The sequence below is a fragment of the Mesorhizobium sp. P160187 genome, from assembly GCF_057766425.1.
The window spans coordinates 1,179,237-1,193,519 of record NZ_JBYMDX010000004.1 but is presented as its reverse complement, the minus strand read 5'-3'; the positions used below and the strand labels follow the sequence as shown (position 1 = coordinate 1,193,519).

14 protein-coding genes are annotated in these 14,283 nt (G+C 64.1%); 9 read left to right on the top strand and 5 right to left on the bottom strand.

From position 1 onward, the window contains the following. Positions 1-13 precede the first annotated feature (13 nt). A complete protein-coding gene (locus AC3CCE_RS22840; RefSeq protein WP_023750938.1) occupies positions 14-445 on the top strand; it encodes a low affinity iron permease family protein in 432 nt (143 codons plus the stop codon). 26 nt (positions 446-471) lie between these two features. Here AC3CCE_RS22840 and AC3CCE_RS22835 read toward each other — a convergent pair whose 3' ends face one another. Continuing rightward, positions 472-1,338 (bottom strand): SDR family NAD(P)-dependent oxidoreductase, encoded by an 867-nt coding sequence (locus AC3CCE_RS22835; protein WP_023682121.1) that lies wholly within the window; start codon positions 1,336-1,338, stop codon positions 472-474. 131 nt (positions 1,339-1,469) lie between these two features. On the opposite strand from AC3CCE_RS22835, the gene AC3CCE_RS22830 reads away from it, so the two are divergent. Further along, on the top strand, positions 1,470-1,751 hold the full coding sequence (locus tag AC3CCE_RS22830; protein ID WP_023668298.1) for a hypothetical protein: 282 nt from the start codon (positions 1,470-1,472) through the stop codon (positions 1,749-1,751). 12 nt (positions 1,752-1,763) lie between these two features. Here AC3CCE_RS22830 and AC3CCE_RS22825 read toward each other — a convergent pair whose 3' ends face one another. After that, positions 1,764-2,339 carry a TMEM175 family protein gene (locus tag AC3CCE_RS22825; protein ID WP_023682120.1) on the bottom strand — a complete coding sequence of 192 codons (576 nt, stop codon included), beginning with the start codon at positions 2,337-2,339 and terminating at the stop codon, positions 1,764-1,766. A 153-nt stretch (positions 2,340-2,492) separates the two neighbouring features. Here AC3CCE_RS22825 and AC3CCE_RS22820 point away from each other — a divergent pair, with 153 nt between their 5' ends. Continuing rightward, positions 2,493-3,701, top strand: a complete 1,209-nt coding sequence (locus AC3CCE_RS22820) for an MFS transporter (protein WP_352626736.1) — start codon at positions 2,493-2,495, stop codon at positions 3,699-3,701. Positions 3,702-3,704: 3 nt separating this feature from the next. On the opposite strand, the gene AC3CCE_RS22815 is transcribed toward AC3CCE_RS22820, so the two are convergent. After that, the gene (locus AC3CCE_RS22815) at positions 3,705-5,177 is read right to left on the bottom strand and encodes an MATE family efflux transporter (protein ID WP_488377215.1); all 1,473 of its coding nucleotides are present in this window, start codon (positions 5,175-5,177) and stop codon (positions 3,705-3,707) included. Between the two features lie 197 nt (positions 5,178-5,374). Between AC3CCE_RS22815 and AC3CCE_RS22810 the strand changes: the two genes are divergently transcribed. Further along, complete coding sequence (locus AC3CCE_RS22810; RefSeq protein WP_027050611.1) at positions 5,375-6,163, top strand: L,D-transpeptidase; 789 nt, start codon at positions 5,375-5,377, stop codon at positions 6,161-6,163. 78 nt (positions 6,164-6,241) lie between these two features. Here AC3CCE_RS22810 and AC3CCE_RS22805 read toward each other — a convergent pair whose 3' ends face one another. Then, the gene (locus AC3CCE_RS22805) at positions 6,242-7,717 is read right to left on the bottom strand and encodes an esterase-like activity of phytase family protein (protein WP_352626732.1); all 1,476 of its coding nucleotides are present in this window, start codon (positions 7,715-7,717) and stop codon (positions 6,242-6,244) included. Between the two features lie 162 nt (positions 7,718-7,879). Further along, positions 7,880-8,905: a LacI family DNA-binding transcriptional regulator gene (locus tag AC3CCE_RS22800; RefSeq protein WP_352626730.1), complete on the bottom strand. Its 1,026-nt coding sequence runs from the start codon at positions 8,903-8,905 to the stop codon at positions 7,880-7,882. 194 nt (positions 8,906-9,099) lie between these two features. Between AC3CCE_RS22800 and AC3CCE_RS22795 the strand changes: the two genes are divergently transcribed. The 5 genes from AC3CCE_RS22795 (at position 9,100) to AC3CCE_RS22775 (ending at position 14,088) form a co-directional block, all read left to right on the top strand. Beyond that, positions 9,100-10,134: a Gfo/Idh/MocA family protein gene (locus AC3CCE_RS22795; protein WP_352626728.1), complete on the top strand. Its 1,035-nt coding sequence runs from the start codon at positions 9,100-9,102 to the stop codon at positions 10,132-10,134. Continuing rightward, entirely contained in the window at positions 10,131-11,039 is a 909-nt protein-coding gene (locus tag AC3CCE_RS22790) for a sugar phosphate isomerase/epimerase family protein (protein ID WP_352626726.1), read from the top strand. The genes AC3CCE_RS22795 and AC3CCE_RS22790 overlap by 4 nt, the downstream gene beginning before the upstream one ends. A gap of 114 nt (positions 11,040-11,153) precedes the next feature. Beyond that, on the top strand, positions 11,154-12,167 hold the full coding sequence (locus tag AC3CCE_RS22785) for a substrate-binding domain-containing protein (protein WP_352626724.1): 1,014 nt from the start codon (positions 11,154-11,156) through the stop codon (positions 12,165-12,167). A gap of 86 nt (positions 12,168-12,253) precedes the next feature. After that, positions 12,254-13,051 carry an ATP-binding cassette domain-containing protein gene (locus AC3CCE_RS22780; RefSeq protein ID WP_352626722.1) on the top strand — a complete coding sequence of 266 codons (798 nt, stop codon included), beginning with the start codon at positions 12,254-12,256 and terminating at the stop codon, positions 13,049-13,051. Next, on the top strand, positions 13,048-14,088 hold the full coding sequence (locus tag AC3CCE_RS22775) for an ABC transporter permease (protein WP_352626720.1): 1,041 nt from the start codon (positions 13,048-13,050) through the stop codon (positions 14,086-14,088). The genes AC3CCE_RS22780 and AC3CCE_RS22775 overlap by 4 nt, the downstream gene beginning before the upstream one ends. Positions 14,089-14,283: the final 195 nt, after the last annotated feature.

Sequence of the window (14,283 nt, the reverse complement as noted above, 5' to 3'; positions counted from 1 at the left end):
GTTGAGGATGTGAATGATCGAAAAGCTGTTTACCAGAATCGCCAACACCGTTTCGCACTTGGCGGGCCTGCCGCCGACTTTCATCGCCTGTTGCGCCATCGTTATCGTCTGGGCGGTAAGCGGGCCATTCTTCGGCTTCTCCGATACGTGGCAGCTCGTCATCAACACGGGAACGACGATCATCACCTTTTTGATGGTGTTCCTGATTCAGAACACCCAGAACCGCGACGGCGCCGCGGTTCAGGCCAAGCTCGACGAACTGATCCGCGTCAGCGAGGGCCACAATCATTTCATCGGCATCGAGCACCTGACCGAATCCGAGGTCGAGGAGATCAGAGACAAATGCGAGCGGGCGGCAAAACGCCATGACCACGAGCTCGCCGAACTGGCGGGCAAGAAGGCCGTCGCGCAAAAGCGCACCGCGAAAAAACGCGCGCCCGCCTGAGTCTCGGCTTTGGCTGAGTTCGACGATCAGTTTCCCATAAAGGCCGCGAAAGCGTCCTTATGGTCGGGGTGCCAGCGCGAGAGAGCAGGCCGGTTCTCGATGATGTCGCCGATCGCCCAGGCCATGCGCTTTTCATCGGTCGGCCGCATCACCTCATTGTCGGGGCACAGGATGTAGAAGTCCCCGCGCGCCAGCGAAGCCAGCATGAAGTCGACCACCTGCTCGCCGGTCCAGGCGCCAGCGGGTTTTTCGACCGCTCCTTCGGTGAGGCCGGTGAAGGTGAAGCCGGGAATGAGAAGATGCGCCGCGACCTTCGCGCCCGGCTCGTTGCGCAATGCGTGCGCCAGGCCTTCGGTGAACGTCTTCAATGCCGATTTGGATACGTTGTAGGCGAGATTGCCGGGTGGCGTGGTGATGCCTTGCTTGGAGCCGGTGTTGATGATCAGGCCCGGCTCTCCGGAGGCCAGCATGGCCGGCGCAAAGGCCTCGACGCCATGTACGACGCCCCAGAAATTGATGTCGATCAGCCGCTTCCAGGCGTCGCCGTTCTCCCACGGTTTTCCCGGATTGTTGCCGACGCCGGCATTGTTCATCAGCAGCGATACGGCGCCGAAAGCGGCATGCGTCTTTTCCGCCAGCCGGCCGAGTTCGTCGGCCTTCGAGACGTCTGTGGCGACCGCAAGCACGGCATTCTCGCCGGCGATCGCGGCGACTGCCTGGCGGGCCGCATCGAGGCGCGCGCCGCCAATGTCGGCCAGCACCAGTCTCATGCCCATAGCCGCCAGCCTTTTGGCGGCGGCAAGCCCGATGCCGCTGGCGCCCCCGGTGATGACGGCGACGTTGCCTCGGCTGAGGGCGGGCAAAGCGGATTGGATTTCGGCGTCGGAGGTCATGATCTTTTTCCTAGGGTTCGGGTGGCGCCGAACTTAGCGCGGGACGCGCATCGTGCAAGGCCGTCCCGCGTGTTCGGGTTGACCGCATCAACGGCGGCTGTGCATGCTGCGGCTGAACAGGAGACTGCCGATTGACCGACTGGGTTGCGATCCTGAAGGAGCAGACCGCCACCGGCGACCAGATGGGCCGCGAGGTGCCACAGATGCTTGCCAATCCGGACATAAGCGAAGCGCAGGTGAAGACCTTGTTTTCGGCACTCGAAAAACAGGCCGAGTTCGTCGAGAAATTGCGCATGGCGCTGGAAAAATTCGGCCATGATTTTTCGATCATCAAGGCGGCCGAGCGGCTGGAGGAGCGCTATGCCGACCTGGCCGCGTCGGTTGCCGAAAAGCTGAAGGCGATGCGCAAGTAGAGGCGTCCTACGCTACTTTTCCAGCACCCGCGAAAAACGCGTGTCCGGAACGAACCAGACGGCGGCCACCAGCACGAAGATCGCAACGCCGATCCATTGGTTGACGAAGGCAAGCGGGACGGCGGCGGCGTAGAGGGCCACCGAGATCTTGCCCTTGCGGTCATTGCCCAGCGCCTTGGCGAAGGCGGTGTCGTTGCCGTGCAAATGGTGCAGCTTGGTGGCGAGAAAGGTGTAGGCGACCGCGCACAGCACCAGGTCGATGCCATAGACGGCGACGGGGACCGGCGCGAAATGGTTCTCGCCCATGAAGGCCGTCGTCGCCGGCATCAGCGACAACCAGAACAGAAGGTTGAGGTTGGCCCACAGCACGCGGCCGTCGACCCTTTGGACGGTGTGGAACATGTTGTGCAGATTGTTCCAGTAGATACCGACATTGATGAACGACAAGACATAGCTGAAAAAGATCGGCCACAGCGGCAGAAGCGCTGAAAAATCCTCCCCATGGGGCACTTTCAGCTCCAGCACCATGATGGTGATGATGATGGCGACCACCCCATCGGTGAATGCCTCGACTCTGCCTTTTCCCATGGATTCTCCTTCTCGATGGAAAGACGTTAAGCGAGGATTTCGGGCAAGACCATCCTGACAAGGTTGTCAGGATGAAGTTCGGCGCGTGGAACGGCCATCCTTACATGGACGTTGGGGCGCAATTGGGCGTTGGGCGATTGGCCGGAGGTTGCCATGACCAGCTATGCCGAGACCATAACGCGCGACAACGGACTCGATGGCCGGCCCGCGATGGCCGCGGTTGCCGCCATGATCGCCGCTCTGTTCGCCGGCAGCACGGTGCTGACGCCGCTTTACGTCATCTACAAGCAGGCCTTCGGTTTCTCGCAGATCACGCTGACGCTGGTCTACGCCGTCTATGTCGTCGGCAATCTCGGCGCATTGCTGATGTTCGGGCGCTTGTCCGACGGCATTGGCCGCCGTCCTGCGGCGCTGGCGTCGATGGCCATAGCGGTGGTCAGCGCGCTGGTGTTCCTGTTGGCCGAGAACGTCGCATGGCTCGATGTCGCCCGCATATTGAGCGGCCTTGGCATCGGCGTCGGCGCGGGAACCGGCACGGCCTGGCTTGCCGAATTGATCGAGGGTAAGGACAAATCGCGCGCGGCAATCATCGCCACCAGCACCAACTTCGTTGGCCTTGGCCTCGGCGCGCTGGCATCGGGCCTGCTCGCCGAATATGCGCCCTGGCCGTTGAGACTAACGTTTGCGGTCTATCTTGCCTTGCTGGTGGTGGTGACGCTGCTGATCTGGCGTACCCGCGAAACCGTGTCCCGGCCGGGCAGGCTGACCGACGTTTCGTTGCGGCCACGGCTATCGGTGCCGAGCGATATCCGCGCTGCCTTCGTGGCGCCGGCGGTCACCGGTTTCGGCGCCATGGCGCTGGTCGGCTTCTATGCAGCCCTGGCGCCGAGCATCCTGGCGCAGCAGCTGCATGTGGCCAACCATGCCGAGGCCGGCGCGCTGTTCTTTGAACTGTCGATCGTTGCGGCCGCGACCATTCTGGCCACGACCCGACTGTCCAGTCGCGCCGGCATGCTGGCCGCGCTGGCGCTGATGATCCCGGCCGTAGGGCTGATGGTTGCTGCTCAGTTTTTCGCGTCGATGTCCCTGATGGTTGCCGCCACCGCTGTGTGCGGCGTGGCGGCGGCGCTCGGCTATCGCGGCGGCCTGCAGGTGGTGAACCAGATCGCACCTGCCGAGCGTCGCGCCGAATTGGTGTCGGCGTTCTTCATCTGCTGCTTCTGCGGCAATGCGCTGCCGGTGATCGGCATTGGGCTGCTGTCGAGTTGGGCCACTCCGACGACGGCAAGCTTGGCCTTCGTCGGCATGATCACGCTGTTCTCTGTCGTAGCGCTGGGGTTCGGCGTCAAATACGCGCGCTGAGCCTCACCCGTTTGGCGTCTCGGGCGCCATGTTTGCCCGTCCGCGCGGGATGCCGAGGCCGGTGTCGGGCGGCTCGCCGGCGGCCGGCCGGTCCTCGATCATGTGCATGGTGCGCCAGCGGCCGAAGCGATAATAGGCGGCGGCCAGCACCAGCGAGGTGATCGATCCCGCCGGGAAACTCCACCACAGGGCTTCCTCGCCGATGTAGCTCCTGAAGAAGTAGGCAAAGCCGGTACGCACGACCAGCACGGAAATCACCAGAATGATCAGCGGCGGCATCACGGCACCGGTGGCGCGCACAGTGGCGAACAGCACGATGGTGACGCCGAACAGGATGAACGACCAGGACGCCACCTTGTTGATGTGGGCTGCAATGTCGATTGCGGTGCTGTCGCCGCTAAGGAACAGGCCGAGCACTGGCCTGTCGAAGAAGAACAGCAGCGCCACCAGGGCGCCGGTGAGCACCAGGTTGAAGCTGACGCCGGACGCCGCGATGCGACCGATGCGGTCCCACCGCCCTGCGCCGACATTCTGGGCCGCCATCGACGAGACTGCGGCGCCGATCGCCAGCGCAGGCATCTGGATATAGGTCCACAGCTGCGCCGCGATGCCGTAGGCGGCGGCGACCTGCGAGCCGTAGGAGTTGACGATGCCCATTACGGTCAGCGCCGCCGCCGAAATGACGATCATCTGCAGGCCCATCGGCACGCCCTTGAAGACGACGATCCTGAGCAGCGCCGGATCCGGCCGCAGCAGAGCGAGGTTCGCGCCGGCGAGCCGCAACGGATGCTTTCTGGCATAAAGCACGACGAGGATGGCGGTCACGCTCACCGTCTGGCCGATCAGCGTCGAGGTGGCGGAGCCGGCGATGCCGAGTTCGGGGAAGGGGCCGATGCCGCGAATGAGCAGCGGATTGAGAATGATGTCGAGCACGACGGCGAGCGCCATGAAGAGGAATGGCGTGCGCGAATCACCCGCACCGCGCAGCACCGTCATGACGAAGGACAGAAGATTCATCATCGGCACGGCGACGAAGATGATACGCAGATAGGAGCGCGCCAGCGGCAGCGCATCGGGCGGGGTGCCCAGTGTGTTGAGGATGGCGTCGACCCAGATCCAGCCGCAGACGGCGAAGATAGCCGAGACGAGGAAGAAGAAGGTGGCGCTGGTGCCGACGATGCGCCGCGCCTCGGGCAGGTCGCGGGCGCCGACCGATTGCGCCACCAGGATGGTCGCGGCCATGCCGATCCCGAACACGGTGCCGAGAATCAGGAACAGCACCAGATTAGCGTTGGAGGTGGCGGTCAGCGCCGATTCACCGAGGAAGCGGCCGACCCAGACGGCGTTGATCGAACCGTTGAGCGATTGCAGCACGTTGGAGCCGAGCACCGGCAGAGCGAACAAAAGCAGCGTGCGCGGAATCGGGCCGCTGGTCAGGTCGCCGGTGCGCCGGCGCGGTGGTATTTTTTCGTCCATGGCTGTTCGGCGAAGGTTCATCTCAAAGTCCGCCCGGCAATGATCGCCGATTTGACGGACAAGGTCGATGCGGCATTGGAACATGCCACCTGGCGGCTTCACGCTAATCAGTTCTCAAAACATCCGGAATGGGCTATGGGTCGTCGCCGCGTGGGGTCGCATATCCTGTTGGATATGATGAATAGGCTGGGGGGATCATGTCCGACAATCCGCTTTTTTCCGAGCGCCTGAACCGGCGCGCGTTTCTTGGAATATCCGCTTTGGGTGCCGCTTCCATGGCGCTTTCAGCCTGCACCACGACCGATGTCGTGGTGCCGCCAACGCCCGCCCCGGCGCCTGAACCGGCTCTGGGCGATGCCGCCACCATGTATTCGGCGCGCGTCGATGAGGGCTTTTCATTGCCGGCAATCCCCGTGGCCAAGCTCGATCCGAAGTTCGTGCGCCAGATCGTGGACGATCCGACCGGCGAAAAACCCGGCACGATCGTTGTCGATACATCCGAGCATTTTCTCTATCTGGTGCGCGACGGCGGCAAGGCAATGCGCTATGGCGTCAGCCTCGGCAAGGCCGGGTTTGGCTGGACCGGCAGCGCCGTGATCCAGGCGCGCAAGAAATGGCCGGTGTGGACGCCGCCGCCCGAAATGATCCAGCGCCGGCCGGAACTGGCGAAATATAAGGACGGCATGCCGCCGGGACCGCAGAGCCCGCTCGGCGCGCGTGCGCTCTATCTGTTCCGCGACGGCAAGGACACGATGTACCGGCTGCACGGCACGCCGGAATGGGATTCCATCGGCAAGAACGCGTCGTCGGGCTGCGTGCGCTTCATGAACCAGGACATCATCGACCTCTACAGCCGGGTCAACGGCGTAGCCCAGGTCTATGTGCGCCCGAACCTTTCGGCCGCGGGCAAGATCATGGCCGTGTCGAGCCGGACCGCCGAGGCGATCGATGCCGGCGTGCCAAGGGATGCGGAGATTTTGAAATAGGTGCCTTCACGGCATCGCTGATCACCGACAAACGGTTAGAGGCGGACGCGCCGGGCGCGTCCGCCTCTCCGTATACGGCTACTTCTTGGCGAGGCCCGGAAGCGTGACCTGATAGACCAGGAACATGGTATCGACATCGGCGCCGTCTTCGGCCTTGTAGGGCGCGCCGACTTGAAAACCGTCCTGGGTGAGAAAGTCGTTATCGTTGCCGACGAACAGGAAATAGTCGTCGGGCAGCGCCGGATCGAGCACGCTGACCACCGACATCGCTTCCCACTTCTCCGAGAGATTGTTCTTGTCGTTCGGCTTGCCGTCATGCAGGCCGAAACGGCCGAGTTCCTTGTTGTCGTTGATGTCAATGAACGGCGTCAGCCTGGCCGGGGTCACCGAGGGGTCGAGCACGCCCTTGGGCGCCAGCGGCTTGTCGGCGGCATCGAAGGCGCCGCCGGCAATGTCGGTGGCGCCAGAGACGTCGACGACGAAAATCTGGCGCAGCAGCGAAGTATCGCCCTTCACCCCCTGGCCGTTTCCGCTGTCGCGCGCCAGCATCAGGAAGGTCTTGTCGGACAGCGCCACGATTTCGCTCTGCGCGGCGACCTTGGTCTTGTCCTTGGCGTCCTTGAACACCGGCAGCGGCACGGCATATTCATGCACCAGCTTGAGATGGGCCGGGTCGGAGGCGTCGTAGACCAGCGCGCGGGTGTTTTGGCGCGTCGCGGGTGAATCGCCGCCATCCTGGCGGGGCGCCGATTGCAGCACAGCGATCAGCGACTTGCCGTCCGGCGTCAGCGCCATGCCTTCGAGGCCTTGATTGTTCTGGCGGCCGGTTTCGGGATCCTTCGGATCGGGTTCGACTGCACCGGGGCCTGGATTGTCGGAGGCGAAGTTCGGCCCGCCCTTGCGCATCGGCACCAAAGCGGCCGGCGGCTGCGTCGCCGACAACAGATGGCCGTCGGCCGAGAAGCGGTAGATGTTGGGGCCGTATTCGTCAGAGATGAACATGGTGCCGTCGGGCAGCCGCGCGATCGCCTCATTGTCGAGCGCCAGCTTGCCATTGGCCTCGGGCAGGATCGGCAGGTCGCCATTGGCCGCGCGCACGCCGTTGAGCGGATCGAGACCGGTGGCGTCAGCGCCCTTGTCGTCGGTGAGGAGCAGGGAATCGGCTAGCGTCGCCTTGACGCCTGTCTGTTCCTGGCCGGCAGCGGGCGTGGCGCCCAGTGCGGCCGGCGTGAACTCGATGCGAATAGTGTTGAGCCGCGGCCGGTAGTCGGTGGTGCCGACGACATTGTAGCCGCGATCCGGCAGCAGCCACAGCGAACCCTTGTAGCCATCCGCGCCATGGGTCCAGCTCGATGCGTCGATCGACATGCCGGAGCCTGAGCCGAAGGTCTCGCCGAACTTGTCCTTCAGGTCGGCCGGAATGCGGCCGACGCCGACCAGGCCCTTGTTGACGAAGCCGCCAACGGTGGCGGTGCTGCCGGCAAGGGCAGGGGTCAGGGCGGTAAACAGCGCCAGCACGGCGCCGAGCGACACGGTTCGGTGCGAGATTTTCATGGAGATCCTCTTTGTGACAAGCCTTGAGCGGCGCAAAGGGGCCACCGCATCGCATCGACGATGTCGCCCTCTCGCAAAGCGGTCTAGGACGCGAACATGATACTTGCGTGACAGAGCGGGCCTCTCCCTTCTCCCCTTGTGGGAGAAGGGAAGGACGCACTATCAATCGCTGTCGCGCGCGATCAGCTCCAGGGGCCAGACTTCGCGGATGATGCGCGGGCCTTCCGGGCCGGCAAAGGCCGGAAGCGATGCCAGCAGCATTTCGGCCAGCCGCCGGCCCATGGGCTCCAGCGACGGGCGGAAGGCGGTCAGCGCCGGCGAGAAATAACGGCAGAGCGGCGTGTCGACGATGACGATCACCGCGATGTCGTGGCCGGGCCTGATGCCCATCTCGGCCAGTGCCTTGCAGCCGCCGAGCGCCATTGCGTCATTGTTGAAGATGATGGCTGTGGGCCGGTCCTTGGAGAGCATCACGCGCGGCGTCACCTGGTAGCCGCCTGCCTCGTTGATGAAGCCGTCGGCGATCAGGCCGGGGTCGACTTCGATGCCATGCCGCTCCAGCCCCTTGCGGTAGCCGTCGAGGAACAGGTAGCCGAAGTTGAGATCAAGCGAAGGGCGGATGGCGGCAATGCGGCGGTGGCCGCGCGCGACCAGCCGGTCGACGGCTTCATCACCCGCCCTCTCGAAATCTATATCGAGCGAAGGATAGGTGTCGTCGCCGGATTGACTTCGGCCAAGCGTGGCGAAGGGAAAGCCGGCCTTGCTGAGATAGTCGATCCGATCGTCTTCCCGCCGTGTATTGGCCAACACGACCGCGTCGGCCCGGCGCGTCTCAACCACGCGGCGCAGCCTCTCCTGCTGATATTGGCCGGGCTCGCCCATGACGACCATCAGATCCAGGTCATCCTCGGCAAGCCGGCCTTGCAGACCGATCAGGAACGGGATGAAGAACGGTTCGCCATATTGCTGGTCGCCCGGATGCGGCTGCAGCATGAAGGCGATCGAATGGGTGGTGCCTTGCCGCAGGCTGCGGCCGGACTGGTTGGGCGAATAGTTCAATTGCTTGGCGGCGGCGAGCACGCGCTGGCGGGTGTCGGCATTGACGTCGGCGCGGCCGTTCAACGCCCGCGACACGGTGCCGATCGAAATGTTCAGGTGACGCGCGAGGTCATGGATGCTGGACGGCAAGGACAGTTCTCCCCCTGTCTTGGCTAGCACCGGCTGCCGCCCAGGCCAAGGCTTCGGGATGATTTTCGCGGGCAGCCGATTGACATTCTAGGCCATCGGGTGTGTTCTCGTAAACGTTTACGGAGAAACGTTTACGGTGATGCCGGAAATGCCGTGACATTCGGTCTGGAGGGACCGGACGGGAGGAATGCCGGATGATGAATGCCGTCCTCGTCGGCTGTGGTGCGATGAGCAAGGCCTGGCTCGATGCCGCGAGGCAGATCGACGGGTTGGCCATTGTCGGACTTGTCGATCTCGACGCCGAACGGGCGCGGGCGAGGGCACGCGAATACGGGCTCGATAGCGCCGCCATCGGCACCAGCCTCGATCAGGTCCTCGACCAGACCAAACCGCAAGCGGTGTTCGACGTCGTGGTTCCCGCCGCCCGCCGAGACGTCGCCTTTTCCGCCTTTACCCACAATTGCCATCTGCTCACCGAAAAGCCGCTCGCCGACACTCCGGAAAATGCCCGCGCCATTGTCGACGCGGCGCGCCAGGCAGGGCGCGTTCATGCCGTGGTGCAGAACCGCCGCTACGTCGCCAATGTCCGGCGCATCAGGCGCTTTCTCGACTCCGGCGCCATCGGCAAGCCGACCAGCATCCATGCCGACTTCTTCGTCGCGCCGCATTTCGGCGGCTTTCGCGAGGAGATGGCGCATGTGCTTTTGCTCGACATGGCGATCCACACATTCGACGCCGCCCGCTACATGGTCGCAGGCGATCCCGCCGGCGTCTATTGCCAGGAATGGGAGCCGGCCAATTCCTGGTACCGGCAGGGCTCGTCGGCCAGCGCTATCTTCGATCTCGGCGGCGGCAAGCGCTTCACCTATGCAGGCTCCTGGTGCGCGGCGGGCTTCCGCACCAGTTGGGAGAGCACATGGCGCATCGTAGCCGAGCACGGCAGCCTGCTCTGGGACGGCGAGGACGGGCTGAAGGCAGAGGTTGTGTTGTCGGTCCGCGACGGCCTGTTCGACCTGACCCAGCCCATCATCGTGCCGCCGCTCGATCCCGCCGACCGCGTCGGTGGCCATCTCGGCATCATCAAGGATTTCATCCACGCCATCGAGACCGGCAGCGAGCCGGAGACGCGTGGCAGCGACAACATCAAAAGCCTGGCCATGGTTTTCGGCGCTATCGAAAGTGCCGAGACGGGGCGGCGAGTGGCTATCCCGACACAGGAAACACAATGATGCCGAACCCGCTTCTCGACATCCGCATCGGCACCATGGTGCGGGCCAATCTCGAAGACCCCGCCGCCTATATCAAAGAGATTCTGCCGCTCGGCTTCGAGAGCATCCAGCCCTTCTTCTGGCAGACGCTGGGCGGCAAGGATTTGCGGCGGCTCGCCGGTGAGATTCGCGAGGCGATCGGCGATGCCGATGTCGCCGTGTCGTCGATCGGCGTGTTCGGCAATCCGCTGGAGGATGGCGAGGTCGATCGCAGCGTGCTCGCGGCCTGGGAAACCGTCATCGACAATGCGCATCTGTTCGGCGCTTCGATCGTCAGCGGCTTCACCGGACGTCTGCGTGGCAAGAAGCTGACAGACAGCCTGCCGCGCTTCCGTGAGGTTTGGGGTCCGCTGGCCAGGCGCGCCGCAGACAAGGGCGTGCGCATCGCCTTCGAGAATTGCGCGATGGATGGTAACTGGGCGGCCGGCGACTGGAACATCGCCCACAATCCCGACGCCTGGGAGCTGATGTTCAACGAATTGCCCGACGAGAATCTCGGCCTCGAATGGGAGCCCTGCCATCAACTGGTCTATCTCATCGATCCGATGCCGCAGATCCGCAAATGGGCGCCGCGCATTTTCCATGTCCACGGCAAGGACGCGACGGTGCGCTGGGATGTCATCCGCGAGCACGGCGTGTTCGGCAAGCTGCCCTTCGTGCAGATGCGCACACCCGGGTTTGGCGACAGCGACTGGACGCGGGTGATCAGCGAATTGCGGCTGGCCGGTTACAAGGGCGCCATCGACATCGAAGGGTGGCACGACCCGGTCTATCGCGGCGACCTCGAAATCACAGGTCAGGTGCGCGGGCTGGAATACCTCAAGCAATGCCGGGGAGGGGCGATCTACCTGCCGAACCCAGCGTGACCGAGGGCCGGTGGGAGGAGCCGGCCTGACAAATTGCCAAGCACTGCCGACAAGCACTGCTGATAGCGAATGACGAACCCCTCGGCTCACCGAGGACAAAAGGGAGGAACGTGCATGAGCATCGCAATGAGAACGACATTTCTGCGCTCGACCGTCGTGGCTGCGGCCACGGCACTGTGCGCTGCCATCTCCACTCTGCCGGCGCAGGCGCTCGACGCCCAGTGGTGCAAGGATGTCCACATCCGCTTTTTCGTCGGCGGCGCCGAGGGCGACGCTTTCGGCACCATCGTCTACAATGGCGCCAAGCAGGCGGCGTCCGATCTCGGACCCAAGGTCGACTACATCTTCTCGCAGTGGGACGTCGAGAAGATGGTTCAGCAATTGCGCGAGGCCGTCGCTGTGAAGCCCAACGGCATTGCCATGATGGGCCATCCCGGCGACGCCGCGATCATGCCGCTGGCCGAACAGGCGCACAAGGACGGCATCAAGATGATGTACCAGAACGTGCCGGTTCCGAAGGTGGTGGACGCGTTCGGCGGCGGCTATGTCGGCGCCCAGCAGGAGCAGCAGGGCCGCGCGCTCGGCACTGAGGCGTTCAAGCTCGGGAAGCTCAAGTCCGGCGACAAGGCAATCATGATCGGTCCGTTCGAGAACGAGGCCCGCGGCGCGCGCGAGCGCGGCACGGTGGCAGCACTCAAGGAAGCCGGCGTCGAGGTCATCCAGCTGTCGTCGCCGCCGAGCGGCGAATGGGCGTCCGACCCCAATCTGGCGATCCCGGTGATCACCGCGGCCCTGCTCAACAATCCCGACGTCAAGGCGGTCGGCTATCCCGGCGGCCAGATGCTGGGCAACGTCGCCACCTACATGCAGGCGGCGGGGCGCAAACCCGGCGACATCTTCAATTTCGGCTTCGACACCAGCCCGCAGATCGTCGAGGCGTTCAAGGGCGGCTGGGTGCAGCTGACGGCCGATCAGCAGCCTTTCCTGCAAGGCTATCTGCCGATCCTCAGCCTTTGCCAGCAGGTGGTGCTGGGGCTGGCGCCGATGAATGTCGACACCGGGGCGGGCTTCGTCACGCCGCAGAATTACGAGATCGTCGCCGAGCTCGCCAAGCAGGCGCTGCGCTGACCTCCCAAACTGCCGGCTGGGCGCAAGCCCGGCCGGCAGGACCGCCGGCACCAGGCCGGGATGATACCACAGGAGCGAGGATCGCCATGGCCGAACGCATCATCGAACTGCGCGACATCAGCAAATCCTACGGCCAGGTCTATGCGCTGGGCGGGGTCAATCTCTCGGTCGACCGCGGCGAGGTGGTCGGCTTGATCGGTGACAATGGCGCCGGCAAATCGACGCTGATCAAGATCCTGTCCGGCGTCGTCAAGCCGACCAGCGGCGAGATCCTGGTGCGCGGAAAGCCGGTGACCGGCTGGAGTGCGGCACGCTCGCGCGACGCCGGCATCGAGACGGTGTTCCAGGATCGGGCGCTGGCCGTGCAGCAGACCATCGTGCGCAACATCTTCATGGGCCGCGAACTCACCGGCTTCATGGGCTTTCTGAAGGTCAATAAAGAGATAGAGGAGGCGAGCCGGCTGATGCGCGAGATCGGCTTTACCTCGAAAGTGTTCACGCCGCATTCGATCGTCGGCCAGCTCTCCGGCGGCGAACGCCAGGGCGTGGCGATCGCGCGCGCCATCTACAAGCAGGCGGAGCTGATCATCCTCGACGAGCCGACGACGGCGCTGTCGCTGACCGAGACCGCCAAGGTCTTCCATTTCGTGCGCCAGGTGCGGGCGAGCGGCCGTTCGATCCTGTTCATCGGCCACAACATCCACCATGTCTTCGACATCGCCGACCGCTTCGTGGTGATTGACCGCGGCAAGGTGGCGCTGACCGCCGATCGCAGCCAGGTCAAGTCGGCCGAAGAGCTGATCAACTTCATGGAAGACGTTGCGCATCCCGGCGGATTGCCGGGGCTGCAGGAGGCCGGCGACGCGGAGAGGGCAGCACGATGAGCAAGACCATGGAACCCGATCTGCAGAGCCCTCTTGGCGGCAAGGCGGCCCGACCTGAGTGGAAGCATCCGTCCGACCATTGGCTGCGCGGTTTCGTCATCGACAACCGTGCAGCGCTCGGCACGCTCGCCGTGTTCATCATCATGATGGCGGCGTTCCTGATCGCCAACCCCACCGTGTTCACCACCTGGTATCTCTACAGATCCGTGCTGACCACGCTGCCCGTTGCGCTGTTCGTGGTGGTGCCGCTGGTCTTCGTCGTCACTTGCGGCGAGATCGACCTGTCGTTTCCCGCAACCATGGGCTTTGCCTCGTGGGTGTTCGCGCTGGTGGTGCAGGCCGGCTATGATCCGTTCCTCGGCATTGCTGCCGCACTCATCACCGGCACGCTGCTCGGCTTTCTCGTCGGATCACTGGTCGTTTATGGCGGGCTGTCGTCGCTGATCGCCACGCTCGGCATGAATTTCCTGCTGCGGGGACTGATCCAGATCATCAACGAGGGCAGATCGACCGCATTGACCGGTCTCAGCGACAGCTGGGCGTACACCATCTTCTCCGGTCAGGTGTGGGGTTTTCCGGTACAGGTCTTATGGGCACTCGCCTTCGTCATTTTTTCGGCAATGCTCTACAACCGGCACCGCTTCGGCGCGCAGGTGAGGGTCGTCGGCGACAACCCCGACAGCGCCCAGCAAATGGGCATCGACGTCAAGCGTGTGCGGGTGAAAGTGTTCATCTTCACCGGCATCGGGGCCGCGATCGCCGGCACGTTTTCGGTGATGATCAACTTCACCTGGTGGCCGACCGCGGGCGACGGCTATCTCTTGCCGGTGCTGGCTTCGGTGTTCGTCGGCGGCACGCCGACCTGGGGCGGCATCGGTACGGTTGCCGGTGGAGCGATCGGCGCGGTCACCGTGTCGTTCATCCAGACCGGCGTCGTGGCGGCGGGCCTGAGCGGCTTCTACGTCCAGTTCTTCAACGGGCTGATCATCATCCTGTCGCTGCTGGGGCACAAGTGGAACCAGGCGCGGTACAGGTGAGGGGCGGGCTAAATTGACGGGGACGCTCATGTTGCGGACCGCATGCCCCGACGACTGGGCAGACGCCCGTCGCTTCGTCATTCTAAGGCGGAGCAGGAGCGAAGCTCCGTCGCGTAGACCCTGGAATCCATTCCGCGACCTTGGCGTGCAGCTGCGCAGGATTCCGCACCGTGGCAACGCGTTGAAGACGCGGGA

Bases quoted from the DNA above. Each gene is read 5' to 3' on its own strand.
- AC3CCE_RS22825 (WP_023682120.1), bottom strand. From the start codon at position 2,339: ATGGGAAAAGGCAGAGTCGAGGCATTCACCGATGGGGTGGTCGCCATC.
- AC3CCE_RS22810 (WP_027050611.1), top strand. From the start codon at position 5,375: ATGTCCGACAATCCGCTTTTTTCCGAGCGCCTGAACCGGCGCGCGTTT.
- AC3CCE_RS22840 (WP_023750938.1), top strand. From the start codon at position 14: ATGATCGAAAAGCTGTTTACCAGAATCGCCAACACCGTTTCGCACTTG.
- AC3CCE_RS22835 (WP_023682121.1), bottom strand. From the start codon at position 1,338: ATGACCTCCGACGCCGAAATCCAATCCGCTTTGCCCGCCCTCAGCCGA.
- AC3CCE_RS22790 (WP_352626726.1), top strand. From the start codon at position 10,131: ATGATGCCGAACCCGCTTCTCGACATCCGCATCGGCACCATGGTGCGG.
- AC3CCE_RS22785 (WP_352626724.1), top strand. From the start codon at position 11,154: ATGAGCATCGCAATGAGAACGACATTTCTGCGCTCGACCGTCGTGGCT.
- AC3CCE_RS22815 (WP_488377215.1), bottom strand. From the start codon at position 5,177: ATGGACGAAAAAATACCACCGCGCCGGCGCACCGGCGACCTGACCAGC.
- AC3CCE_RS22805 (WP_352626732.1), bottom strand. From the start codon at position 7,717: ATGAAAATCTCGCACCGAACCGTGTCGCTCGGCGCCGTGCTGGCGCTG.
- AC3CCE_RS22780 (WP_352626722.1), top strand. From the start codon at position 12,254: ATGGCCGAACGCATCATCGAACTGCGCGACATCAGCAAATCCTACGGC.
- AC3CCE_RS22775 (WP_352626720.1), top strand. From the start codon at position 13,048: ATGAGCAAGACCATGGAACCCGATCTGCAGAGCCCTCTTGGCGGCAAG.
- AC3CCE_RS22820 (WP_352626736.1), top strand. From the start codon at position 2,493: ATGACCAGCTATGCCGAGACCATAACGCGCGACAACGGACTCGATGGC.
- AC3CCE_RS22795 (WP_352626728.1), top strand. From the start codon at position 9,100: ATGATGAATGCCGTCCTCGTCGGCTGTGGTGCGATGAGCAAGGCCTGG.